We start from the raw sequence: 24,638 nt of genomic DNA, 5'->3' as shown, positions 1-24,638 counted from the left end.
GGATGAGCGAGGGCACCCTCACCGAGATGGTTGGTTCGTACGTTGCCGTTATGGTCAGGTCGCTGCCCACGTGGGAGAAGTCACCGTCCCATCCCGAGAAGTGCCATCCATTGTGGCCAGGGACTTCGGGTGCCGTGGCGCCCGATCCCTCGTCGACGACCTGCTCGAAGAGGGTTTCTCCGGTTATGCCGTCGACGAACTTGACCTTCCAGACCTTCTGGAACTTGGCGCGTATGGTGTGGTTGCCGCTCACGTTGGTGAAGGTGTAGTTGCTGCGCGCGCCCACGCTCGTGTCGTCTACCTCGATGTCCCTGATACGCCATCCGTCGTTTGCCGAGACGTTGTACCCCTGTGAGGCGCCAACGCCCACGAGCGTGTTGCCAGCGGGGGAGATGGAGCCGCCCTGCTCGCAACTCGACGAGATGGTGTAGGGGATGTCGATGGTGAAGTCCCAGCCGGCCGAGGTCTCGGAGCTGCCGCGAAAGCCCGTCTCTATCGAGGTGATGCGGTGACGTCCACCGCCGCGAACGGCGAAGGTCGCCTCGGCCGAGATCGACTCGTTGTGATAGGCCTTGGAGTTCCAGTCCTCGCCGATGAAGGCGCATTGCGTGCCATTGTCATAGATGGTCTTGGTCGTGGTCCAGAAGATGGCTCCGTTGTAGTTGTTGTTCTGCAGGACCGTCTTGACCGTAACCTGCACTGAGCCGTCGCTGTTAGCGTTGGGCGAGATGTAGTACAGGCACGTTTGGATGATTGTCGCCGACGTGCTGCGTTTGACCTCGACCCAGGTGCCCACCGGCGATGACTGGGTGGCTATGGCGGATTGCCTTGCAATGGCGGATTTCCTGGCAATGGGACCTTGACTCTGGGGCGTCGTGACCACGACGTCTTCGCAGAAGTAGTCGATGTCATCTGCCCGTGCGCCTGCCGGAGCCATGACAAGGGCCAGCGCGCAGGCGCCGGACAGCATCCCAAGACCAAGGCGTGTCAGGTGCCTAGTGCGCATCGCGACTCCTTCCCCTCGCTATGCGCCAGGCCACGAGCGCCATTGCGATGAGGGCGAGACCTCCCGCAACGAGCCACCAGCCCTGGCCGTCAACACCCGTCTGCGCAAGGGGCATGAAGGGCGCCAGGGGATTGGGCGCCTGCTCCTCGAGCCTGCGTATCGTGACGTCGGTGCTGCCTCCCGCCGCCCACGCTGCGCTGGGCAGAAGGCCGAGAAGCGCGGCGGGAAGCAATGCGGCTAGGCGTCTTGCCAGGCTTCTCATGACTGCTCACCCGTGGGCGCCTCGGGCGCGGGCTCGTCCTGCGCCGCATCGTTTGCCTGGGGCTGGGCGTGTGCGCCCGGCGCCAGCGTGAAGGTCACGGTACCGATGTGTACGGGCGAGCTGATGTCCTGCGTGACCCTGCCCACGGTTCCCGAGGTGTAGAGCAGGATGTCGTCGGTCTCGGTACTGTCGCTCTGGTAGGTCATGTTCCACTTGGCATCGGAGATGGCCGTGCCCTCGCCCTTGCTGGCCTCGGCGGCACTTACCTGCGCCCCCTGCGGTCCCAGCACCCAGTCGATGGAGTTGTCGGCGCCGTTGACGTCTGAGGAGTGGGTCCATCCGCCCGCGCCCTCGACGCGCACGTTGGTGACCTTGAGGCCAAAGGCCGAGAGGTTCTCGATTCTCGTTGCCTCGGGGCTGGGGCCCGTGAGCGTGCCGTCGCTTGCCGCGACGAAGGGGATGACCGTGGGAACGCGGAAGCGTAGGTTCTCGTTGTCTGCCGTGACGGTGACCTTGGTCGACCCCGTTCTGCCCTGGGAGACCTCCTCGGCAAGCGCGACGCCGGGGCACCCGAGGCTTGCGACGAGCGTAAGGCCGGCCATGACGGCGCCAGCCCTGGCACAGCCCCTGGTCGTGCGCGTTGCCTCCCTGGGGCGATCGCTCTCGTGCAACATGCTGCTCTCCTCTCTGCGTGCGGGCCTCCTTATGAGCCCCGCGGGGTACCTGGTTAGCCGTTATGCCGAGCCCTCGGCCGCGGCAGCGGCCGTATCTGCGGCTTGAGTCTCGGCGGGGTCATTGACGACGTTGACCTCGATGGCGGTGGGGGAGCCGTGGTCTGCCCCGCTCTCTTGGTCGACGGCCTGCACCTCGACCATCGCCTTGCCTGTCGCGACGTCCTTGAGGCGAATGGAGTCGATGCGCTTGCCCGGCTCGAGCGGGTCGCTGCGATAGATCTCGACCCCATCCTGCGTGAGCGTGAAGCGCTGCGAGAACTTGTTCTCGGCGTCGTTCTCAAAGCCAACCTCAAGCAGCCCGCTCGAGCTCAGTCGCGGTGAGGGGAGTACGCTCACCGTCATCATGTTGTCCTGCACCTCTTGGTCGAGCTCGGCCTGCAGCTCCGCGCGACTCTTGCCCTCCCGCGCCGCGCCGAGGATTGTTCCCGTGAGGTCGCTGCCGCCAAGAAGCAGCAGCGCCGCGCCGCCGATACCCAAGACCAGCACGAGCAGTCCGCCGAGCACCGCCCACGTGCGCTTCCCTCGTGGCCGGCGCTCGCCGCTGCTCTGCCGTGCCCTCCTCGCCGCGCGCCTGCGCTCGGGCACGCGGAACTGTCCCGCCCTCATCGGACGACCAATCGGGTCGAGTCCGGCAGGGGCATGGGCATGGGCCAGGCCTCGGGACGCGAACGCCAACTGCGCTGATCGCTTGCGTCGGACGCTCCCCCAAACACTTCCTTTAACCCAGGGCAGGGCACGATAGCGATGCCTCCGTCCCCGCCTTTGGACAGGGACAATCCGTTTGCTGCTCCCGGGCTATGTGATGACAAGCGCTTAGCTTCCATGGCACTCCCCTCTTCTTGGCCGATTCGTTGGGAGCAGCATAGGAAGGGCATCCAACACAAACCCGTGAGCGTGCTGACACAGACCTGACACCGCAGGTAAATCGCTTGTTCGCGCCAACCCTCCCGTGCGTTTCTCGGTGGGCGGCGCATCTGGAGTCCCCAGTGCGTGCCGGGCTGGTGGTTATGCAAATAACCGAGGTGATAAAACTGAATCCAGGGCCAGGTGATGGCACCCTCCTCGACCCGCGCGTCCAATCACCGACGGCCCTGCGTGACTGACACCAGAATCGAGCCATCGCGCCCGCCAACTTGCCCAAACCCGCCGCGCTGGGTACACTGAACAGGCGGCGCGGACAAAACCGCTCCATAGCGCGGGCATCGCCAAGTGGTAAGGCAACGGCTTCCCAAGCCGTCATCCGCGGGTTCGAATCCCGTTGCCCGCTCCAGAAACGGCAGGCCCCGGCACTTCAAGGTGCCGGGGCTTTTGCGTTTTTCTGCGAACGGTTCTCTCGACTACATCTCCGCGCCAAGGGGTAACAACCCTGTGGCCGCGCTCGCGGCCGCCAAGACGTATCGGCGCACAAGCGCCTGACATACCAAGAACGAAAGGACCATCATGGCCTCTCTTCCCATGACCGACGAGGAGTGCATGCTTGCCATGCGCCGCCTTCAGCCCAGGCTTCGCCAGTACGCCGAGCTGCTCGTCTCACGCGGCGTTGCGCTCAAGCCGGGCCAGGAGCTCGTTATCACCGCGCCCGTCGAGAGCCTCAAGTTCGTGCGCATCGTCACGAGCGTTGCCTACGAGGCCGGAGCTGGTCACGTGACCCACATCTGGTGCGACGACGAGCTCACGCGCCTCGAGTACGACTCCTGCCCGCTCGAGCGCTTCCAGCAGCTTCCGGGCTGGAAGGCCGAGCAGATGAACTCGCTCGCCCGCGAGGGTGCCGCCTTCCTGTGGATCGACGGCGAGGACCCGGACGCCATGCTCGGCGTCGACGCCTCCAAGCCCGCCGCCCGCGCGCTGGCCTCGCACCGCCAGTGCGCCGAGTACCGTCGCGGCCTCGATTTTGGCGGCAACGCCTGGTGCATCGCCGGCGCCCCGGTGCTCGCCTGGGCCCGCAAGGTCTTCCCCAATCTCTCCGACAAGGAGGCGATGTACCGCCTCTGGATTGCCATTCTCGACACCACGCGCGTGGCCGATGACCCCGAGAGCGAGTGGGAGACCCACAACGCCATGCTCGCCAAGAGCAAGCGCCGCCTCAACGAGGCCCACTACGACGCGCTCCACTACACCTCGAGCAACGGCACCGACCTTGTGGTTGGCCTGACGCCCAGGCACGTGTGGGAGGGCGGCGCCGGCAAGCTCCGCGACGGCTCGCTCTACTTCCCCAACATGCCCACCGAGGAGGTCTTCACCTCGCCCGACCGCGCCCGTACCTCCGGCGTGGTTCACTCCGCCCTGCCGCTCGTCCACAACGGCTCCGTCGTTCGTGACTTCTGGCTGAGGTTCGAGGAGGGTCGCGTTGTCGACTTTGGTGCCGAGAAGGGCGTAGACGTGCTGCGCAGCATCATCGAGACCGACGAGGGTGCCCACTACCTGGGCGAGTGCGCGCTCATCTCCAAGAACACGCCCATCCGTCAGACGGGGCTGCTCTTCTACAACACCCTCTACGACGAGAACGCGAGCTGTCACCTTGCCTTGGGCATGGGCTTCCCCGAGTGCTACGAGGGTGGCATGGACATGGACAAGGACGAGCTCATGGCCCATGGCGTCAACGAGAGCGCCCAGCACGTCGACTTCATGATTGGCGCCGACGACCTCGACATCACGGGCATCAAGGCCGATGGCACCGAGGAGCCCATCTTCATCCATGGCCAGTGGAGCTGGGAGTAGCGAAGGGACCGGCCGTGCCCGCCCGCTGTCCCGAGTCGGCACGACCGCTGTACATCGGCTAGAATTAGAGAGCACGCGCCATTAGCTTAGCTGGTTAGAGCAGGGGACTTTTAATCCCAAGGTCCAGGGTTCGAATCCCTGATGGCGTACCAGCATGTTCGCGGGCCGGGAGGCATTGCCTCTCGGCCCGCTCTTTTGTGCGAGAAGCCTATCGGCGTTGGGCGCCGTTCAGCTTTGCAGCAACTTAATACTTACTTCGCACTTAACTCCACAGCTGTTAAGTTGGGCGCGAAGTTTGGCGCGAAGCCCGTTAAGTTGTCCCCTCCATGGCCGCCCCGCTCGCGCCCTCCCAGCTCATCGCGCTAAAATCAAAGTGTTGTGCAAAAGACACGCCGGCCAGCCGCGACCGCACAGGAGGAGCCGCATGATCGATCGCTACACCCGTCCCGAAATGGGCAACATCTTCTCGCTCGAGAACAAGTACGCCATCTGGCAGGAGATCGAGGTGCTCGCCTGCGAGGCGCAGGCCGAGCTCGGTGCCTGCGGCATCACCAAGGATGAGGCCGCCTGGATCCGCGACCACGCCAAATTCAACAAGGAGGAGGTCGACGCAATCGAGGAGGTCACCCGCCACGACGTCATCGCCTTCCTCACCAACATGAAGGAGTACATCGACGCCGACGTCCCGGAGGGCACGCCCAAGCCCAGCCGCTGGGTCCACTACGGCATGACGAGCTCCGACCTTGGCGACACCGCCCTGTGCTACCAGCTCACCCAGGCCTGCGACCTCATCATCGAGGACGTCCAGAAGCTGGGCGAGATTTGCAAGCGCCGTGCCTTCGAGGAGCGCAACACCCTGTGCGCCGGCCGCACCCACGGCATCCATGCCGAGCCCATGACGTTTGGCATGAAGTTTGGCTCCTGGGCCTGGGAGCTCAAGCGCGACCTCGACCGCCTGCGCGACGCCCGCAAGAACGTTGCCTTTGGTGCCATCTCGGGCGCAGTGGGCACCTACTCGAGCATCGACCCGTTCGTCGAGGAGTACGTCTGCGAGCACCTCGGCCTCGTCCACGACCCACTGTCCACGCAGGTCATCTCGCGCGACCACCACGCCTACCTCGCCGGCGTGCTCGCCACCACGGCTGCCACCTGCGAGCGCATCGCAACCGAGGTCCGCAACCTCCAGAAGACCGACACCCTCGAGGCCGAGGAGCCGTTCCGCAAGGGCCAGAAGGGCAGCTCGGCCATGCCCCACAAGCGCAACCCCATCACGATGGAGAAGGTCTGCGGCCTGTCTCGTGTGGTCAAGGCCAACGCCCAGGTTGCCTTTGACAACGTGGCCCTGTGGCACGAGCGCGACATCTCGCACTCCAGCGCCGAGCGCGTGGCGCAGGCCGACAGCTTCATTGCCCTCGACCACATGTTCCAGTGCCTCATCCGCGTCATTGACGGCCTGCAGCTCTACCCGGCCCGCATGATGGCCAACCTCAACAAGACCCGTGGTCTCATCTACTCCTCCAAGGTGCTGCTCGCCCTCGTTGACACGGGCATCACGCGCGAGGAGGCCTACGCCATCGTTCAGGAGAACGCCATGGCCACCTGGCACGAGGTACAGGACTGCGTGAGCGGTCCCACCTTCAAGGAGCGCCTCGAGGCCGACCAGCGCTGCACCGTTCCCGCCGAGAAGCTCGACGAGATCTTTGACCCGTGGGACTTCCTCACCCGCATCGACCGCGTCTTCGACCGCCTCGAGGACCTGTCGTTCGAGTAGGCCAGCCGCCCCGTCCCCGTGTTCCACGTGGGGCAGGCAACCGTCTGAATCGCCGTGCCGGGAAGCGGGGATACTTCTCGGCACGGTTCCGCCTGTCTAACCAAGGAGAGATACATGTTTAGCTATGACTTCCGCCCGCGCGGCGTCTGCTCTCAGATGATTCACATCGGCCTGTCCGACGATGGCAACACCATCGAGCAGGTCTCCTTCGAGGGTGGCTGCAACGGCAATCTCAAGGCCATCTCCAAGCTCGTCGCCGGCCACTCCGTCGACGAGATCTCGCAGATCCTGGCCGGCAACACCTGCGGCCCGCGCAAGACCTCCTGCGCAGACCAGCTTACGGTTGGCCTTGCCGCGGCCCGTGCCGCGGCCCAGGCGTAAGGGACCCATGTCGATCCTTCCCAACATATCGCGCCGCTCGTTCCTGGCGGGCACGGCCGCGACCGCCGCGGGTGCCGCGGCCGTGTCGGTGCTGTCGAGCTGCTCGAAGCCCGCGGAAACCACGTCCGACCCGGTCGTCGTTGACTCGGGTACGGCAACCTATGTGGTGGGCTCCGGCGACATCGAGGGCTCCTACAGTCAGGCCGAGGACGGCAAGGGCACCACGTCGCTTGCCGAGGCCGGCTCGTGGAACCTGCCGCTGGGATGCACACTGCGCCCCAGCGAGGGTTCCTGGAAGCCCTACGTGGTTCCCAGCCAGACGCCCTCGGCCATGACGAGCGCCGGAGCCATCTCGGTTGCCTCGGGCGCCAACGTGGTGCTGGTAGACGTGGCGCGTACGGGCGGCAACTTCGTGATCTATGACGCGCAGTGCTCTGACTCCGTGTTCGCGTGGTCTGAGCTCGACATCGTGAGTCATGAGTGGCGCCTGTTCGCTGCCTCCCTTGCCGACGGTGCGCTGGGCACGGTCAACACGCTGTGGAAGGCCGACGCAGACTACGACCCGCCGCTCGTGTGCTGCTCAGGCTCGAGCGTCATCTGGCTTGTGATGCCCTCTACCAGCGGAAGCAAGACAAGCGAGAACTCCTCGTGCTACCTGTGGCAGGCAGGTGCCTCCTCGGCCGACGAGGTCGTGCGCTCCTCTGGCCGCTTTGCCTGCGCCCCCACCGTCTCGGACGGCAACGTGACGCTTGTGCCGCGCGTGCGCGCGAACGAGGGCCGCTACTTTGGCATCACGGCCTACACGCTCGAGAGCGGGCTGTCCACGCAGGTAAACCAGTTGGTGCTGCCGGCGTCCGTCTCGCCCATGTATGCCACCTTCATGGACGGCAACTTCGTCTTCTCCATCGAGGCCAACTACGGCACGGGCGGTCTTTTGGGCAACATGGGCACCTACATCTGCTCGGGCGACGGCTCCTTCGTGGCCCTGCCGCGCGAGCCGGCCGCGGTGTGCGCGGGCAAGGGCGGCGTCTATCTCATCAAGACGCGCGCAGGCCACGTGATCGTCGACACCAACGCCCAGACCTACGCCACGCTTGCCGCCCCCAGCCGCGCGCTCGACTACGGCGACTACCCCGCAAGTATGGGAACCACCTCGACCTTTGTGACCTTTGCCACCGTCAAGGATGAGCAGACCGGCTACCCGGCGTCCGTCCAGGTGCGCGCCTGGGCGCTCTAGCTGGGCGTTTGCGCCGCTCGCGGCCAAGATGGTTATCGAGGTGCCCCGATGGGGTAAACTTTATGAATAGGAATGCCGCTTCGTTTCGAGCGTCGCGGCGCTAATGCTGACAGGGAGGCCGTCATGGCTTCGGACACAAAGAAGATTCTGCTGGTCGAGGACGAGAAGGCCATCCGCGAGGCCGTCGCCGCCTACTTTGAGCGCGAGGGCTACTGGGTGCGCTCGGTCGGAGACGGCCAGGCCGCCGTCGACGAGTTCGAGAAGCACGGCTTTGACCTCGTCGTTCTCGACCTCATGCTCCCCAAGCTCTCCGGCGAGCGCGTCTGCCGCGCCATTCGCGACCAGTCCGACGTGCCCATCATCATGGTCACCGCCAAGGACCAGGTCGAGGACCGCATCATTGGCCTCGAGCTTGGTGCCGACGACTACCTGGTGAAGCCCTTCTCGCCCCGCGAGCTCGTTGCCCGCGTGCGCGCGCTGCTTCGCCGCGCCCGCGTCGACAACGAGCCCACGCTCGAGGTGCTCGACTACGGCGACCTCGTGATCAACATCTCGGCGCACAAGGTCACCGTGCGTGGCAAGGAGGTCGACCTCACGGCCTCCGAGTTCAAGCTGCTCGTGACGCTGGCCCGCTACCCCGGCCAGGTCTACAGCCGCATGGAGCTTGTCGAGAAGGTCCTGGGCTACGACTTCGAGGGCTACGAGCGCACCATTGACTCGCACGTCAAGAACCTGCGCGCCAAGCTCGGCGACGACCCGCGCAACCCCACCTGGCTCTACACGGTTCACGGCGTGGGCTACCGCTTCGACGCCCCCGAGCCCGAGAAGAAGAGCGACAAGTAGAACTACAACTGAGGGGGAGGCCAGTTGGTTCCCGCTAAGTTCGTTGTAGGCAAGAAGATTCGTCAGGAGCGCCTCGCGGATGACATCCCCGAGGCGCTCAGGACTTCTGATGCCTCGAAGGCGTCGTGGAAGACGCTCTCCAACCAAAAGCCGCGCCACATGTCGTATCGCGGCAAGATGACGTTGATGTTCGCCGCCGTCTCGAGTATGACGGCGGTGATTCTCGTTGTGGTGCTGGCCGTGAACTGGGAGGCCCAGTTCATGAAGTACACGCGCTCCAACATGGAGCGCTACGCCGCGGTCATCGCCGAGAGCCTGGGGGAGTCCTATGACGCCACCACCGGCTGGAACGACGAGGACGTCGAGCGCTCGGTGCAGTCCTCGTCAATCTCGAGCGAGGTTGGCGTCCAGGTCTCAGACGCCAACGGCAACATCATCTACGACGACACGTGGTCGCGCGGCTCCGAGCATGAGGACGACCCCGCCGCCCAGACCAGCGCGTCCGTCTCGGGCACGCGCACCCGTGCGACCTCGCTTGCCCCCACCAACGCCGAGTCTGTGGTCGACAAGGGCATCGTGACCATGAGCGGTCAGACCGTGGGCTCCGTTCGCCTGTGGGCCTACGGCAGCGAGGCACTGCTCACGAAGGGCGACGCGGAGTTCCGCACCCTCTCGTACAACGCGGTGGTCTACGCAGGCATCGTGGCCGTGCTGCTCGCCATCATCGCCGGCGTCATGGTGAGCCGCAAGCTCGCCAAGCCCATCAAGTCGATTACCTCGACCGCCTCGCAGATTCGCTCGGGCGACCTCACGGCCCGAACGGGCATCGTGGGTGACGACGAGATCGGTCAGCTGGGCGAGACGTTTGACGACATGGCGACCTCGCTCGAGCGCGACCTCAAGCTCGAGCACCGCCTCACGAGTGACGTTGCCCACGAGCTGCGCACCCCGCTCATGGCGATGCTCGCCACGGTCGAGGCCATGCAGGACGGCGTGCTGCCCGCCGACGACGAGCACCTCGAGACCGTCGCCAGCGAGGTTCGTCGCCTCTCGCGCCTCGTCTCGGCGATGCTGCAGCTCTCGCGCATCGAGAACGGCACCACCAAGTTCGATCCCGAGAAGACCGACATCGTCCTGCTGGTTCGTTCGGTCGTCGAGGCCCAGGAGCAGCTCTTTGCCGACCGCGGCCTCAAGCTCAAGTTCGACGTGCAAAACGGCCGCCGCGAGATCTTCTGCGAGGTCGACCGCGACATGATTCGTCAGTGCGTCATCAACCTCATGTCCAACGCCCTGCGCTACACCCCCGAGGACGGCTACGTGGTGGTGGCCGTGTCGCAGGAGGGCCGCGACGCGATCGTCTCGGTCACCGACACGGGCATCGGCATCGCAAAGGAGGACCTCGCGCGCGTGTTCAGCCGCTTCTGGCGCTCCGACGCCAGTCGCGAGCGCGAGAGTGGCGGCCTGGGCGTGGGCCTGGCGCTCACCAAGGAGATCATCGACCGCCACCACGGCTTCATCGGCGTTGAGTCGGAGCTGGGCAAGGGTACCAAGTTCACGCTCCACATTCCGCGCACCCAGGAGAAGCCGTTTGCCCTTCCCGGCGACGACAAGGAGAAGGACAAGTAGGCTGCCCTTCTCGGCAACGAATCGATGGTTCGCCGACAACGGAGCGACTGCATACGAGCACCCCTTATCGCAAGGTGAGGGGTGCTTTTTCTACTACAATGGAAGGGTTATTGCCGGTTTTGCGTCACTCAACCGAGGGGAAGCGGTATCGAATGGCAGCAATGGGTAAGCGCCCAGATTCGCAAGGCAAGGTCCGTGACATCTACGACTGCGGGGATTCGCTGCTCATGGTCGCGAGCGACCGTATCAGCGCGTACGACTTCATCCTCCCTGACGAGATTCCGTACAAGGGAGAGATCCTAACCCGCATCTCTGCGTTCTGGTTCAACAAGTTTGCAGACATCCTGCCCAACCACGTCATCTCTCTCGACCCGGCCACCTACCCGGCGGAGTACGCCGAGTACGCCGACTACCTGCTGGGTCGCTCCATGCTCGTGAAGAAGGCCACGACGGTGCCCATCGAGTGCATCGTTCGCGGCTACCTCACCGGCTCGGGCAAGAAGACCTATGACGAGAATGGCACCGTCTGCGGCATCAAGCTGCCCGAGGGCCTCACCGAGGCGTCCAAGCTGCCCGAGCCCATCTTTACCCCTTCGACCAAGGCCGCCCTTGGTGATCACGACGAGAACATCTCGTTCGAGCGCTGCGCCCAGATCGTGGGCGAGGACGTTGCCACGCAGCTGCGTGACGCGTCCCTGGCCATCTACAACGCCGCGGCCGAGTATGCCGCGACGCGTGGCATCATCATCGCCGACACGAAGTTCGAGTTTGGTTTCATTGACGGCAAGCTCGCTATCATCGACGAGTGCCTGACGCCCGACTCCAGTCGCTTCTGGCCCGCGGAGGGCTACAGCGAGGGCCACGTCCAGCCCAGCTTTGACAAGCAGTACGTTCGTGACTGGCTGCGCGCAAACTGGGACATGACGGGCGAGCCGCCACACCTGCCCGCCGAGGTGATTGAGGGTGCCTCGAAGCGCTACCAGGAGGCCTACGAGATCATCACCGGCGAGAAGTTCGTTCCAATGAAGGAGAGCAATGTCCCAGCGTAGTCCGTTCAACAAGCGAAACATGCCTCAGGGCGAGGACGAGAAGAAGCAGGTCTCGTCTGGCATGACGCGCAAGAGCCCGACCAAGGCCAAGCCCGTCCGCGATGCCGGCTCGTCGGTGCGCATTGTCACCAAGAAGAAGAACCCTGACGGCTCCACGTCGACCGCCGGCATGACGAAGGAGGAGAAGAAGGAGGTCCGCCGCGCTGAGCGCGAGGAGGAGGCCATCTTTAACACCCTCACCAACGCCCTGCTCAAGCGCAACGAGCTATACGCGAAGCGTCGTCGCGTCTGGTGGATCTTCCTGGTACTGGGTCTCGTCTTCGTGGTCTGCTCGTTTGCCTCCGGCTACATTGGAGCGTCCGATGGCTCCAACAGGTACAACCTGCAGACGACCGGCGGCATCCTGTCCGTGATTTCGCTTGCGCTGGCCTATGTGTTCATCATCACCTCGCTCGTGTACGAGTGGATGAAGATTCGTCCGCTGCGCAACGAGACCCAGGACAAGGTCGCGAGTCTGAGTCCCAAGAAGCGCCGCGAGCAGCTTGCCAACCTCCACGATGAGGAGGAGCGCGAGCGCGCCGAGAAGAAGTCGAGCAAGTAGCGTAGAATAATAGTTCGCTCGCACTTGCGCGCGTGCCGGCCCGGCCGGTGACATAACCGCCTCCGTAGCTCAGGGGATAGAGCACCGCTCTCCTAAAGCGGGTGTCGCGCGTTCGAATCGCGCCGGGGGCACCAGACATGACGCGGGCCGGGGATACGTTCCCCGGCCCGCTTTGTTGTGCGCGTGGTGGGTACGAGTGCCGCAGCGCATGTTTTCGTCCCATCGGTTGCGCACGTTTGCGACAACGTTCCATCGGTTTGGCACGTTTGAGGCGCGCTGGACGTGTGCAACCGATGGCGCGTTAGGGGCAGCCCTCCTCGCCATCGGTTTGGCACGCTTGGGAGGCCCTGAACGTGCGCAACCGATGGCAGGCTTGTGCGTCGGTCCCTTCGTGTCAGGTTGGCCGTCGAATGAATGCCATACCAGCCTTTCCGTCCTCAAAAACGCGGTTGTAAGACGAGGCAAATCTGTTACCGTTCGCGGAATTTTAACCCCCCCCCCTTGTCACGGCCCTCATACAACGGTGCTAGAACTTAATTGCTACTGGGGGCGGTATGACAATCGGTTTCTCCTTCTGTGTCATTGACTGAGCGACTAACTGGCATATCGCAAAGGAGAAAGGACTGCCCCGTGAAAAAGCCGAAGGCTCGGCGCGCCTTGGCGTACCTGTTATCAGTCACACTTGCACTTAGCACACTTCCTACCTCGGCTTTTGCCGAACAACTGAGCGATATCGTTCAGGATGCTCAGGCGCAGAATCCCGCCGCGCCCTCCGATGGCGGAGACGACTCCAATCCGGTTCCCCTCTCGCCCACCTTGCCCGCGCCCACCGATGATGCTGAGGCGAACGACGAGGTCGATGCCTCGGCCAACCAGCCGGAGGCCCATACGCCACAGGTGGAGCCCCAGGCAGCCGCAGCGGCTCAGTCCGTCGCCGTCAGTGGCTCTACCTATACGGTCGAGACGAACGACGACTTGGCCCAAGCACTGACCGCCATCGCCTCATCCTCAGATGACGGGGCAACGATTGAACTCAAAGGTGGAGAAACGTTTAGGGTCCCCGCGTCTAACTACCGCGCCACCTTTGGTGCGGAGGGCAAGAGCATTACCGTGACGAGCTCGGGCGACACTCAGGCTACGCTCGACTTTTATTACACCGGTTACCTTGCCGGCGACTGCACATTTGACAACGTGCACGTGAAGGGCAGCACGCTGTTCTGCAACGGTCATCGCACGGTCTTTACCACTGCCAGCACGTTTGACTTCTCTATTACGATGTACGCTGGCGCGAATGGTGCCGATGTCGATAGCACCTATCTCGTGATTGCCGGCACCGGTTCCGTTAACGTTGGCTCCACCAACGGCTCGCACAACATCGTGGGCGGCTGCCTTGCCGGCTCGGTTCATGGGGATACCTACCTCGAGGTCTCTGGCAACGTTGCGATGTGCGGCGGCAACAAGCTGACGCCGGCAAGCGTGCTGGGAGACGGAACGAGCTCGAGCACCGCTACCAGCTATGTTTCCGTCGACGGCAACGCCAAGCTTGTCTATGACAACGGTGGTACCGGCACCCCGGCAATTGACGGAACGAGCGGCTGCGAAATCAAAGGCGACCTCACCATTGAGGCGCGTGCCGGTCGATGCAATGGTATCAGCGCCCAGCGCGAGTACCCGGCTATGTCCATCGTTGATGGCAGTGTTCACGTCATCGCCGGTTCGCCGGACTACGAGAACACCGAGCGCGTGCTTAGAATTAACAGCAACTGGGGAATCTTCGGTGCCGGCGACATGATGTCTAACTTTGAGAGCAGCCAGTACCAGGTTGGCGGCAGCGTGACCGTCGATGCCTACGAGAACGTTTGGGGCTGGAACCGTGGCACCGAGCCAACCCGCGGCGATACTCCTGAGATTTATGGCTCCAAGCATGCGGACGTTAAGGGCAATGTAGAGGTAAATGTGCGCGGCAGCCATGTTGGCAACATCTATGGCGCCGACGACACAGCCGTCACGGGTGCGCTCTCCATGACGCTGACCAATGTCGAGCTGAAGGATAGCTACTACGGCGGCGACTACGACCAGGCTGGCATTTTTGGCCTCTACACCGAGGTTGGTGATTCGTCCGCCGGCGCTCTATCGATTACGGTTAACGGCGGCGACTGGGCCCTGCTCTTTGGTACTGACTCCGCGACGGCTCCGGCCAATTCCACCATTACGGTGACAGGCAAGCCCAACATCCGCCTTGGTGTCTCGGGCGTACAGGCAAACAAGCTGCCCGACCATGGCGTGATGCCCACAGTGACCTTTGATGGTGCCGAGGCCACCGCTTCCTTTGTACAGGAATGTGAGAGCGTGAACCTGGTCAATGGCTCCGACGTCACCCTCGAGGACCATGACTGGGTTCGTGGCGTCGACATCGAGCAGGGAAGCACGCTTACCACGACGAGCGACAACCACATGTGGGTCTATGGCGACGCGTCCATCGACGGTACGTGGAACCAGGAGTTCACGTCTGAGTCGGGAGCAAAGAATCACAACTTTGACCTGTGGATTCAGGGCAATACCTCCGTGGGCGAGCAGGGTCTTCTCGCAAGCAAGGGCACGGCAACGTTTAATGGTAACGTGACCAATGCTGGCGCGATGGCCCTCATGAATGCCTCTGAGGTTGGCGGCGACTATCAGGGCAACAAGGCCGAGATTCGCCTCCCCGTTGTGAGCAAGAACTATGACGGTACGAGCGATGGGGGAGACATCCCGCTGTGCGTCGACGGCACCTCGACTGGCTCCAGCACGGTCTATACCGTTGCGGCCGACAACTATGAGAACCTTGCCATGCCCGAGGTGGGGCAGAACTACGTGCTCTCTGCCGCCCAGGATAACGACGCTCCCGTTCAGGAGGTTTTCGTGCTGGGCAATGACGAAGCAATCTGCGATGGCCTCTACCTCAAGCGCGTTGAGGACGCCGACCCCATCGATCACGACTCCTATCACATGTGGCAGATTGCCAAGGGCGACGTCGACGCCATTTCGGCTACGGTGGCTCCGATGAACCTCACCGTCTACACGGGTGGCGAGGGCTACAGCGGTGTCATTGGCGATGACGGCAAGTTCGTGAGCAACGACTTCCCCGAGATGGGCTTCTACTTTGTGCTGCCTCAGAGCATCAACGACCTTCTTGGCAGCACGGGTGGCACTGCCGTGAATCTCACGGATAAGGTGGCGCTTACCTACAATGACCCAAGCACCGGAATCACGCGCAGTTGGTCGCTCGAGCTCTATGGCAATGAGGACCAGAGCCACGTCACGATGAACGGCCGCAAGGTCTACATCTACAAGATTCTGCCGAGCCAGGTGGATGGCACCAGCGAGACGATTCCATTCCGCGTTCAATTTAAGGACGAGAGCGGCAACGTCATGGACAACACCGACTTCGTCGCCTCGGTCACCGACCAGTTCCGACAGTTCAAGGTGAACGCGTATGCGGGCGGCCTCGACGTGAGCAAGCTGCGCATCACTGCAACTGTCGATGGCAGGACTATCTCCCGCCCGGTAAAGCTTGGCTCGAGCACCCTCACGATCCGTGCCAACACCGACGAGGTCTATGTGGACATCGCCAATGGCGAGCCCACCGCTGCCGAGGGCGATGGCTTCCTCGCGGGCGCGGCTCAGGATGGAACTGAGTATTTCGTCAATGACTCTGGCATCAGCGCCGAGCCCGAGGGCGTGAAGCTCATGGTCGATGAGAGCCTGGATGACTCTGCGCTCAAGAGCTATCTCGACGAGAAGATGAATCCCGACGGGAAGTACGCCTACGAGTTCAAGTACCTCGACCTCGTCGATACGGCCAACGGCAATGCCTATGTGACGATGGGCGAGGGCCAGAAGATGAACGTCTACTGGCCCGTGCCCGAGGATGCCAACCCCAATTCGAGCTTTAAGATTGTGCACTTCAAGGGCTTAGACCGCGACTCTGATGATGATTCGAGCATCTTCCTCGAGAGCAATCCTCCCGAGACCATCGATGCCGAGAAGGTCGAGATTGGCGGCAAGAGCTACGTGAAGTTTGCGGTCGATTCCTTCTCGCCGTTTGCCCTGATGTACCAGAAGGCGAATTCGGGCGAGCATGGTGGCCCTGGCGGCCAGGGTGGTAACGCTGGTACCGGTGATACGGGCAAGGGCGGAGACTCTGGGGAGCAGGGCCAGGACGATGGCTCGAAGGTGTCTCCCGCTGGTGACAAGGCTAACGACAAGAAGGACGGCTCGAATGCCATTCCGCAGACGGGTGACGAGACTTCGTACGTGGCGCCCGTTGCCGCAGCCGTGATTGGTGCCGCCGTTGCGGGCGTTGGCATGCTGATGCGTCGCCGTCGCAGTTAGAGAGAGCTGCATAGCGGGTGTGTGGGCCCTCGGTTCGATTGTGAGCCGAGGGCCTCGCTATATTGCGCTTCTCGCCATTGGTTTGGCACGTTTGAGGCGCGCTGGACGTGCACAACCGATGGTGCGTTTAAGCGGCGGCGTCCTTCTCGGCATTGGTCGTGTCCGGCCGGATTGGATCCATCGGTTTGGCACGTTTGGGAGGCGCTGGACGTGCACAACTGATGACAGGTTTGAGTGGGCATATCTGGCCATTGGTTTGACATGTCTGACGGCTGTGAGACGTGCATAACCGATGGGGCGTTTGCGGCCGGTGACACCGCGCTTCCCGCTGCCGACACGTTGCGCACATAAGAAGTGAGGCCACCCTCGGGAGAGGATGGCCTCGAAGCTGGCTTGCCTATGCGTCGAGCTGCTAGTGGTTCGACTGGGTGGACGCGTCGGAGCCGCTGGCCTCGGAGTCGCCCGTGGAGCTCGAGTCACCGGAGGAGGTGGAGCCGTTGCCGCCCGTGGTACCCGAGTTGTTGCCACCCGTGCTCGTGTTGGAGCTGGGCTTGGGACCCTTGGAAATCACAAGCGTGATCTGCGTGTCCTTGCTCTGGCTGCCCGTGGGGCTCTGGCTGATGACGCAGTCCTTCTCGACGGAATCGCTGTACTCGCGGTCGACCTTCACGTTGGTGAAGCCGGCGCTCGTGAGCTCGCTCTGGACCGTTAGGTAGTACTCGCCCACATGGTTGCCCGCATCGGCCTTACCAACGCCCGTGGAGAGGTGATACGTGATCGTGTCGCCCTCCTTGGCGTCGCTGCCGACGGCCTGGTCCTGGCTTGCGACCTTGCCGTTCTCGACCTCGGACGACTCTACGGACTCGCCCACGGCGCCCTTGAGGTTGAGCTTGGCCAGCGCCGCCTCGGCCTCGGACGGCGTCATGTTCTTGAGGTTGGGCACGGTGACGGTGGCCGCGGGCTTCTTGCCCTTGGAGAACACGAGCGTGACCTTGGTGCCCTTGCTGCACTGCGTGTCGCGCGCAGGGTCCTGGCTAATGAGCTTGCCCTCGTCGATGTCGTCGTTGTACTGCTCGGACGTGCTCACGATGTAGAAGCCGTCGCCGGCCTCGGCGAGCTTGGCCGTGGCTTCGTCCTTGGTCATGCCCTCGAGGTTGGGCATAGCCTTGGTGGTCGAGCCGTCGCCCATGATGGCCATGGCGCCGCCCGCGATAAGCGCAATGGCAACGATGACGCCAATGACGATGGCGGCAACCTTGCCCTTGCCGCCCTTCTTCTCCTCGGGCACCTGCATGCCACCCTGCGTGGAGCCGGAGGCCGGGATGCGACCGGTGGCCGTGGGGGTCACGGTGGCGCGGGGCATGGCCTGCGTGCGGCCGCCGGGCGTGCGGCTGAGCTGGGAAGTGGGCGCCGCGGTGATGAGCGAGGTGGCCTCGCCCAGGTTCACGATGCGGCCTGCGAGGTAGTCATTGAGGACGCGGCGCAGCTCGTCGGCCGTCTGGAAGCGCTCGGCCGGGTTCTTGCGCATGCACTTGAGGATGATGCCCTCGAGCGTGGCGTCGATGTTGGGGTTGATCTGGCTGGGTGGCACCGGCTGTTCGTTGACCTGCTTGAGCGCCACCGAGATGGCGTCGTCGCCGTCGAACGGCACGCGACCGGTGGCGGCCTCGTACATCACGATGCCCAGGGAGTAGAGGTCAGACTGCGGACCAAGCTCCTTGCCCTGCGTCTGTTCGGGCGAGACGTAGTGGGCGGTGCCCAGCACCGAGTTGTCGGCCGTGAGGTGGCTGTTCTTGGCGCGGGCGATGCCAAAGTCCATCACCTTGATGTTGCCGTCGGGCTGCACCATGATGTTCTGCGGCTTGATGTCGCGGTGGATGATGTCGTGCCCGTGCGCCACGGAGAGTGCCTGGCAGATCTGCGAGCCAATCTGGGCCACCTTGCGGCAGTCGAGTGCACCATGGCGCTTGATGCCGGTCTTGAGGTCGGTGCCGCGCAGGTACTCCATCACGATGTAGTATGTGTCGCCGTCCTTGCCCCAGTCGTAGACGCCCACGATGTAGGGGCTCTGGAGTGCGGCGGCCGCCTGGGCCTCCTGCTTGAAGCGAGCCGCGAACGACGGGTCGGCCGCATACTGCGGCAGCATCGTCTTGATGGCGACCGTCCTGCCGAGCACCTCGTCCAGGCCACGGTAGACGGTGGCCATGCCACCGATGCCAATCTTGTCCTGGACGGTGTAGCGTCCGCCGAGAACCCTATCTGCCATGCTCTGCTCCCATCGAGTACTCGCGCCCGCTGGCGCGCCATTGTTCAATCATCGCATCAAATGCCTGTCGCGGGGCCGTCAGTTTGCGCCTCCGCGGAGTTCGTGTTCGTCGTGAGGCCACGGCCGCGAGGCCGGCTTCAGGACAGGCGGGTGTAACCCGCGAATCTCGTGCCGTCATCACTGATCACTTCCCTGGGCCTGGGCGTTCAGGGACTTGGAGAGCACCTGGCCGGCGAGCTGGGCGGCCAGGCCCGAGACGTCGTCGGTGTCGGAGCCCTCGAGGTAAACCGAGATGGCCAGCGTGGGGCTGTCGTAGGGGGCAAAGCCGATGAACGCGGAGTTCACGTGGCCGCCCTGCTCGGCCGTGCCCGTCTTGCCCGCCACGCGCGCACCGCGAACCTGCGCGGCAACGCCGGTTCCGCTCTGGACAACCTCGAGCATGGCCTCTTTGACCTGCTCGGCCGTCTCGGCGGTGATGGCCTGGCCCAGGCTCTTGGGGGCCGTGGTGCTCACGGTGACGCCCTCGGGCGACAGCACGTGGTCGACGACGTAGGGGTTCATGACAACGCCGCCGTTGGCGATGCCCGCGGCGATGACCGCCCCCTGCATCACGGTGACCTGCGGGCCGGCGGGGCTCGCGTGCTCGCCCACGGGCTGGCCGGCGCCTGCCCAGGCGGTCTCCCACTCGGTCATCTCGCTGGGATCGGGCATGAGCGAGGTGGCGGTGGAGAAGTCCTGGCCAAGCGAGGTGCCAAAGCCAAAGGCGCGGGCGTAGCGCACAAGCGTGTCGGCGCCGAGCTGCGTGGCAACCTGGCCGTACGAGGTGTTGGACGAGTGGGCGAAGGCGTCGCGCAGGTTCGTCTCGCCAAAGTCGTCGTTGTGCATGTTGGTGACGGCCGCTCCGCCAATCTCGATCGACGCGGGACCCGAGATGGGCGAGTCGAGCGTGAACTGGCCGGAGTCGAGCGCCGCGGACAGCGTCACGGTCTTGAACGTGGAACCCGGGGTGTACAGGGCGCCCGTGGAGCGGTCGAGCAGCTCGCCGTTAGAGTCGCCGCCCGAGAGGATGTTGGAGATCTCGCCGTAGGTGAAGGTGGGCGAGGAGGCCTTGGCGAGCACCGCGCCCGTGCTCGGGTCGAGCACAGCGATGGCGCCCACGTGGCCCTGCAGTGCCTCCTCGGCGGCCTGCTGGATGCGAGAGTCGAGGGTGAGCACCACGGAGTTGCCCGGCTGGCTCACGCCGGCGAGCGAGTAGAGTGTGCTCTGCCAATCGGAGTAGTCGGCGTGGCCGGTGAGCGAGTCGTTCATCAAGGCCTCGACGCCCGTGGCGCCGTATTGGGTCGAAAGGTAGCCCACAGTGTGCGCCGCGAGCGGGCCCTGCGGGTAGGTGCGCACGTAGGTGCCGTCTGCCTGCTTGAGCGATTCGGCGAGCGTCACGCCGTCGGAGGTGAGGATGGCGCCGCGCTGCACGTAGGCGCTGCGGGCGATGGTGTGGTTGTTGTTGGGCATCTCCTGGTAGTCTGCGGCCTTGATCACCTGGATGTAGGTGAGGTTGGCGATGAGCAGGGCAAACAGGATGGCGAAGAACGTCACGAGCGAGGTGAGGCGGTTGCTCAGGGCAACGCGGCCCAGCACGCCACCCTCGGGGGTGCCCAGGCCAAAGCTCGCGCGGGCGTGCTTGCCCTGCATGGTGGCCGCCTGGCCGGTGGCTCCCAGCGCCGCGAGCGGCGAGGCTGCGCTCGTGGTGCCGTCGCCTGCGGGGAGGGTGCCGCGTCCCGTGCCCTCGTCGCCGGCGCGCAGCAGCAGCGCCACGACGATGAAGCTCGAGAGCAGCGACGAGCCGCCCTGGCTCATGAACGGAAGCGTGACGCCCGTGAGGGGCAGGAGGCGCGTGACGCCGCCTACGATGAGGAAGGCCTGGAACGACAGTGACGCCACGAGGCCCACGGCCGTGAAGGCGCTCATGTCGCTCTTGGCGCGCGCCGCGGTGGCAAGGCCGCGGATGGCGAACAGCATGAAGAGCAGCAGCACGGCCGAGCCGCCCAGCAGGCCCATCTCCTCGGCGACGGCAGAGAAGATGAAGTCGCTCTTGACGACCGGGATGAGCGTGGGCATGCCCTTGCCGATGCCGGCTCCGGCAAGGCCGCCGTCTGCGATGGAGAAGAGCGACTGCACGATCTGCAGGCCCGAGCCGGACGGGTCGGCGAAGGGGTCGAGCCAGATCTGGAAGCGCACGCGGACGTGGTTGAACAGCTGGTAGCAGAGGGCTCCGCCAATCGCGAGCAAAACGAGGCTCACGAGCACGTAGCCGATGCGGCCCGTGGCGACGTAGAGCATGACCACGAACATGGTGAAGAAGAGCGCCGCGCTGCCCAGATCCCTCTCGAAGATGACGACGAGCAGGCACATGCCCCACATGACGAGCATGGGCGTGAGCATGCGCAGGCGCGGCAGCGTGAAGGGACCCACCTTGTGCGAGGAGGCGCTCAGCAGCTCGCGGTTCTCGGACAGATAGGCCGCGAGGAAGACGGCGATGAGCACCTTGGCGATCTCGCCGGGCTGAAAGGAGAACGAGCCCACGCGAATCCACAGCTTGGAGCCGTAGATCTCGGTGCCCACGAGGGCGGGTAGCAGCAACAGGGCCACGCCCGCGATGCCAATCGTGTACTTGTACTGGGCGAGGCGGTCGAGGTTGGGGACGAGCGCGAGCACGCCCACCATCGTGGCGACCGACACGAAGAGCCAGACCACCTGGCCCGTTGCGTCCTCGGGGGCAAGGCGCGTCACGAAGGTGATGCCGATGCCCGAGAGCACGAAGACGATGGGCAGGATGGCCGGGTCTGCGCCGGGGGCAAACACGCGCACGCCGATGTGCGCCGCGATGAAGGCCACGATGAGACCGATGGGCACGGCGAGCGTGGTGAGGTTGAGCTCGGCCCCGGTGTTCATCACGTACATGGAGTAGAGGAGCAGCACCGGGATGGCACCCGTGCACAGCAGGAGCAGCTCGGTCGTGCGCCTGGAACCTCCGATTGCATGTGCCATGTCACTCGCCTCCCTGTGCGTTCTGCGGCTGCGCGGCCTCGGGGCCCGCGTCTCCCGACTCGCTTCCAACCGAGCCGTCCGTGCTCTCCGACTGGGCGTCGGACGCGGCCTTCTGGGCCTTCGCCTGCTCCTCCTCGATCTGGGTGGCGTAGGCGCTCACGGTGCTGCGGGCCTTGTCGACGTTTTCGACCGTGATGCCGCTCGCGAGCTGGTGCTGCGTGGCCTCGGGCAGGTCCTGCAACTTCACGGTGGTGGTCTCCTCGAGCTCCGACAGGGCAATGCCCAGGAAAGAGCCACGAATGCCCTTGTAGATGCCAACGTTTCCGGCGTCGGTGCCGATGTACCAGGAGTTGTTCACGATGAGCGCGAGCACGATGCCTGCGGCGACGACGAGGCCTGCGAGGGCGCCGAGGCATCCGAGGACGGCGCGCCGGCGCGCCAGGCGCCTCTGCTCCTCTCGGCCGTCGCTCACGACGTCGACGACGATGACCGACACGTTGTCGTGGCCACCCTCGGCGAGGGCGGCGCTCACGAGCTCGTTGGTGCAGTCGATGGGCGTGGCGCTCGAGACGGCGAGGGCCTCGATCTGGCTGTCGGGCACCATCGAGGAGAGGCCGTCGGAGCAGACGATCACGCGGTCGCCGCGCTCGACGGCGAGGGTGAAGTGGTCGGCGTACATGTCGGGGTCGGAGCCCAGGGCCCTCGTGATGATGGAGCGCGAGGGGTGGACGCGCGCCTCGTCGGCCGTGATCTCCCCGGCGTCGACGAGCTCCTCGACATAGGAGTGGTCGTGCGTGACGCGCACGAGGGTGCCGGCGTGCAGCAGGTAGATGCGCGAGTCGCCCACGTGGGCCACGGCCATCTGTGTGCCCTCGATGAGGCAGCAGCTTGCGGTGCAGCCCATGCCGGGCTTGCCCTCGCCCGTCTCGGCACCCTGGATGACGGCCTCGTTGGCCGCCTCGACTGCAGCGCCCATCAGCGCGTCGTCGGCGTGCTCGGGGGCGTGGCTGGCAATCGTGCGCACGGCAATGGCGCTCGCGACCTCGCCGGCGGCGTGTCCGCCCATGCCGTCGCAGACGCCAAAGAGGGGGTTGCGCACGAGGTAAGAGTCCTCGTTGTGACTGCGGACCAGGCCGACGTCGGTGCGGGCCGCCCACGAGAGGCGCGTGTCTGCGCCCATCTCGACCCCGCCGCCGGGACGCGCGTCGAGGTCGATGGCGGTCTGGGCCATGGCCGTCATGGGCGCCGTGTGCCTTGCGCGGCGCGCCTCGGCCAGCCCCTCCGCCGCGTGCGCCATGCGCGTGACGGAGGGGATGGGGCCCGTCGAGCCCTTGCGTCTGGGGATGTCCTGCTCGACGTCACTCATCGGCGGCTCACCCTCATGACCACGTCGCCCACCTGGACCTCATCGCCGTCGCGCAGCGTTACGGGGTCGATGATGGCGCGCCCGTTGACGAGCGTGCCGTTCGTGGAGTTGAGGTCCTCGAGCACGAGCGCCGGTCCCTGCAGCGTGAAGCGTGCGTGCGTGGACGAGACGAACGGCTCGTTGATGACGATGTCGCTCGACTGCGAGCGACCCACGACCACCGGCCCCAGCATGTCGACGTGCAGGCCGCGCAGGTTGCGCGGGCCCTTGTCGACGTCGACGCACCAGATCGCGGCATCCTTGCGCTGGCCCTTGACGAGGCCGATGCCCGTCTTCATCACAACGAAGAGGAAGAGGTACAGGATGGCCACGAGGGCGATGCGGCCTATGAAGAGGACGAGGTCGATCATGCTAGTTCTCCCGGAACTCGAGGTTCGTGAGGCCCAGCGTGATGAGGTCGCCATCGCGCAGGGGGCACTCGTCGACATCGACGTCGTTCACGAGCGTGCCGTTGGTGGAGTTGAGGTCGCGGATGCGCCAGCCCTGGCCGTCGAAGCTGAGCTCGGCGTGGCTGCGCGAGACATTGGGGTCGCGCAGCAGCACGCCGCCAGGCGTGCGCTCGCGGCCGATGATGGTGCGCGGCGCCGAGGCTGTGAAGGTGCGGCCGGACTGGCGGTCGATGAGCAGGCAGGTTGCGGCTGGGCGAGCCGGTGAGGCCGGGGCCACGCGGACGGTCTGGGGCGCCGCGGTGGGAGTCGGCGGGGCAGAGACGGGCGCTGGGGCCGACATGGGAGCGGGAGCGGGCGTGGGCACCGCGGCTGCGGGCGCCTGCGCTGCCGGCGCGGCGATGTTGGGAATGGCGGGCGGCACCGGGGCGGCGACGTGCTGCGCACCCGCGACGGGCTGCATGCCGGCCGCGGGGCTCATGGCGGGCACGGGCTGAGCGCCGTAGCCGGGGGTCATGGCCGGGATGCTTGCCTGGCGTGAGCCGGCAAGCGGCACGCTCTCGTAGCGGCGCGCGGCCGCACCGTGGGCGAGCAGGGCCTGCTCGGCGTCGAGCACGGCCTCCTGGGGCATGACGTCGAGGCCCGCCTCCATGCTCGTGAGGGGCGTGGCGGCGGCGGGCTGAACAGCGGGACGCACCGGCATGGCTGCGGCGCGGCCGTTCCTGCTGGCGGCGCCTCCCAGACCGTTGCCGTGCGAGGAGCCAGCGCCCAGGAACTGGGCCTCCTCCTCGCGCAGGCGGTTGAGGGTCTGGGCGTCGACGTTCTCGGCGAAGACGGAGAACTTGCCGCTCTTGAGCGAGGGATCTGCCATGAAGCGCACGACGCGCTTGCCCACGAAGACGTAGCCCTTGTC

The 24,638-nt window shown here is 64.9% G+C and carries 18 protein-coding genes and 3 tRNA genes; 12 read left to right on the top strand and 9 right to left on the bottom strand.

The annotated features are described in order from the left end of the window. From AC1VTH_RS01285 to AC1VTH_RS01270, 4 genes are all read right to left on the bottom strand, one after another. A partial coding sequence (locus tag AC1VTH_RS01285; RefSeq protein WP_481334326.1) for an InlB B-repeat-containing protein occupies positions 1–1,006 on the bottom strand: 1,006 nt, incomplete at its 3' end. Then, positions 996–1,268 (bottom strand): LPXTG cell wall anchor domain-containing protein, encoded by a 273-nt coding sequence (locus AC1VTH_RS01280; RefSeq protein ID WP_481334324.1) that lies wholly within the window; start codon positions 1,266–1,268, stop codon positions 996–998. The genes AC1VTH_RS01285 and AC1VTH_RS01280, both read right to left, overlap by 11 nt. After that, positions 1,265–1,942, bottom strand: coding sequence for a hypothetical protein (locus AC1VTH_RS01275; RefSeq protein ID WP_481334322.1), 678 nt, complete (start codon positions 1,940–1,942; stop codon positions 1,265–1,267). Before AC1VTH_RS01275 ends, AC1VTH_RS01280 begins: the two co-directional genes overlap by 4 nt. Before the next feature lie 60 nt (positions 1,943–2,002). Then, entirely contained in the window at positions 2,003–2,608 is a 606-nt protein-coding gene (locus AC1VTH_RS01270) for a hypothetical protein (protein WP_481334320.1), read from the bottom strand. A gap of 589 nt (positions 2,609–3,197) precedes the next feature. Between AC1VTH_RS01270 and AC1VTH_RS01265 the strand changes: the two genes are divergently transcribed. The 12 genes from AC1VTH_RS01265 (at position 3,198) to AC1VTH_RS01210 (ending at position 16,602) form a co-directional block, all read left to right on the top strand. Next, positions 3,198–3,272: transfer RNA gene (locus AC1VTH_RS01265), tRNA-Gly, on the top strand. Positions 3,273–3,442: 170 nt separating this feature from the next. Beyond that, positions 3,443–4,720: an aminopeptidase gene (locus tag AC1VTH_RS01260; RefSeq protein WP_481334318.1), complete on the top strand. Its 1,278-nt coding sequence runs from the start codon at positions 3,443–3,445 to the stop codon at positions 4,718–4,720. Positions 4,721–4,795: 75 nt separating this feature from the next. Beyond that, positions 4,796–4,872: transfer RNA gene (locus tag AC1VTH_RS01255), tRNA-Lys, on the top strand. A gap of 272 nt (positions 4,873–5,144) precedes the next feature. Then, positions 5,145–6,491: an adenylosuccinate lyase gene (gene purB, locus AC1VTH_RS01250; RefSeq protein ID WP_481334316.1), complete on the top strand. Its 1,347-nt coding sequence runs from the start codon at positions 5,145–5,147 to the stop codon at positions 6,489–6,491. 114 nt (positions 6,492–6,605) lie between these two features. Continuing rightward, a complete protein-coding gene (locus tag AC1VTH_RS01245) occupies positions 6,606–6,872 on the top strand; it encodes a TIGR03905 family TSCPD domain-containing protein (RefSeq protein ID WP_293673072.1) in 267 nt (88 codons plus the stop codon). Positions 6,873–6,879: 7 nt separating this feature from the next. Then, on the top strand, positions 6,880–8,109 hold the full coding sequence (locus tag AC1VTH_RS01240; protein ID WP_481334313.1) for a twin-arginine translocation signal domain-containing protein: 1,230 nt from the start codon (positions 6,880–6,882) through the stop codon (positions 8,107–8,109). Positions 8,110–8,232: 123 nt separating this feature from the next. Next, positions 8,233–8,952 carry a response regulator transcription factor gene (locus AC1VTH_RS01235; RefSeq protein ID WP_293824451.1) on the top strand — a complete coding sequence of 240 codons (720 nt, stop codon included), beginning with the start codon at positions 8,233–8,235 and terminating at the stop codon, positions 8,950–8,952. 24 nt (positions 8,953–8,976) lie between these two features. Further along, on the top strand, positions 8,977–10,578 hold the full coding sequence (locus AC1VTH_RS01230; RefSeq protein WP_481334311.1) for a sensor histidine kinase: 1,602 nt from the start codon (positions 8,977–8,979) through the stop codon (positions 10,576–10,578). Positions 10,579–10,730: 152 nt separating this feature from the next. Then, a complete protein-coding gene (locus AC1VTH_RS01225; protein ID WP_481334309.1) occupies positions 10,731–11,627 on the top strand; it encodes a phosphoribosylaminoimidazolesuccinocarboxamide synthase in 897 nt (298 codons plus the stop codon). Then, positions 11,614–12,228 (top strand): Yip1 family protein, encoded by a 615-nt coding sequence (locus AC1VTH_RS01220; protein ID WP_481334308.1) that lies wholly within the window; start codon positions 11,614–11,616, stop codon positions 12,226–12,228. Before AC1VTH_RS01225 ends, AC1VTH_RS01220 begins: the two co-directional genes overlap by 14 nt. A 58-nt stretch (positions 12,229–12,286) precedes the next feature. After that, a tRNA-Arg gene (locus AC1VTH_RS01215) sits at positions 12,287–12,362 on the top strand. Between the two features lie 841 nt (positions 12,363–13,203). Further along, the gene (locus AC1VTH_RS01210) at positions 13,204–16,602 is read left to right on the top strand and encodes an LPXTG cell wall anchor domain-containing protein (protein WP_481334306.1); all 3,399 of its coding nucleotides are present in this window, start codon (positions 13,204–13,206) and stop codon (positions 16,600–16,602) included. Positions 16,603–17,014: 412 nt separating this feature from the next. Here AC1VTH_RS01210 and pknB read toward each other — a convergent pair whose 3' ends face one another. From pknB to AC1VTH_RS01185, 5 genes are all read right to left on the bottom strand, one after another. Beyond that, positions 17,015–18,868, bottom strand: a complete 1,854-nt coding sequence (gene pknB, locus AC1VTH_RS01205; RefSeq protein ID WP_481334305.1) for a Stk1 family PASTA domain-containing Ser/Thr kinase — start codon at positions 18,866–18,868, stop codon at positions 17,015–17,017. Between the two features lie 177 nt (positions 18,869–19,045). Next, on the bottom strand, positions 19,046–21,913 hold the full coding sequence (locus AC1VTH_RS01200; protein ID WP_481334303.1) for an FtsW/RodA/SpoVE family cell cycle protein: 2,868 nt from the start codon (positions 21,911–21,913) through the stop codon (positions 19,046–19,048). Between the two features lies 1 nt (position 21,914). Next, positions 21,915–23,279: a Stp1/IreP family PP2C-type Ser/Thr phosphatase gene (locus tag AC1VTH_RS01195; RefSeq protein ID WP_481334301.1), complete on the bottom strand. Its 1,365-nt coding sequence runs from the start codon at positions 23,277–23,279 to the stop codon at positions 21,915–21,917. Next, positions 23,276–23,689 carry an FHA domain-containing protein gene (locus AC1VTH_RS01190; protein ID WP_293673081.1) on the bottom strand — a complete coding sequence of 138 codons (414 nt, stop codon included), beginning with the start codon at positions 23,687–23,689 and terminating at the stop codon, positions 23,276–23,278. The genes AC1VTH_RS01195 and AC1VTH_RS01190 overlap by 4 nt, the downstream gene beginning before the upstream one ends. Position 23,690: 1 nt before the next feature. Next, positions 23,691–24,638, bottom strand: a 948-nt coding sequence (locus tag AC1VTH_RS01185; RefSeq protein ID WP_481334299.1) for an FHA domain-containing protein, incomplete at its 5' end; no start/stop codon positions are given.

The sequence above is a fragment of the Parolsenella sp. genome (assembly GCF_982402205.1).
Note: the sequence above shows the minus strand (reverse complement) of the source record. Positions and strands in the feature narration are given on the sequence as shown.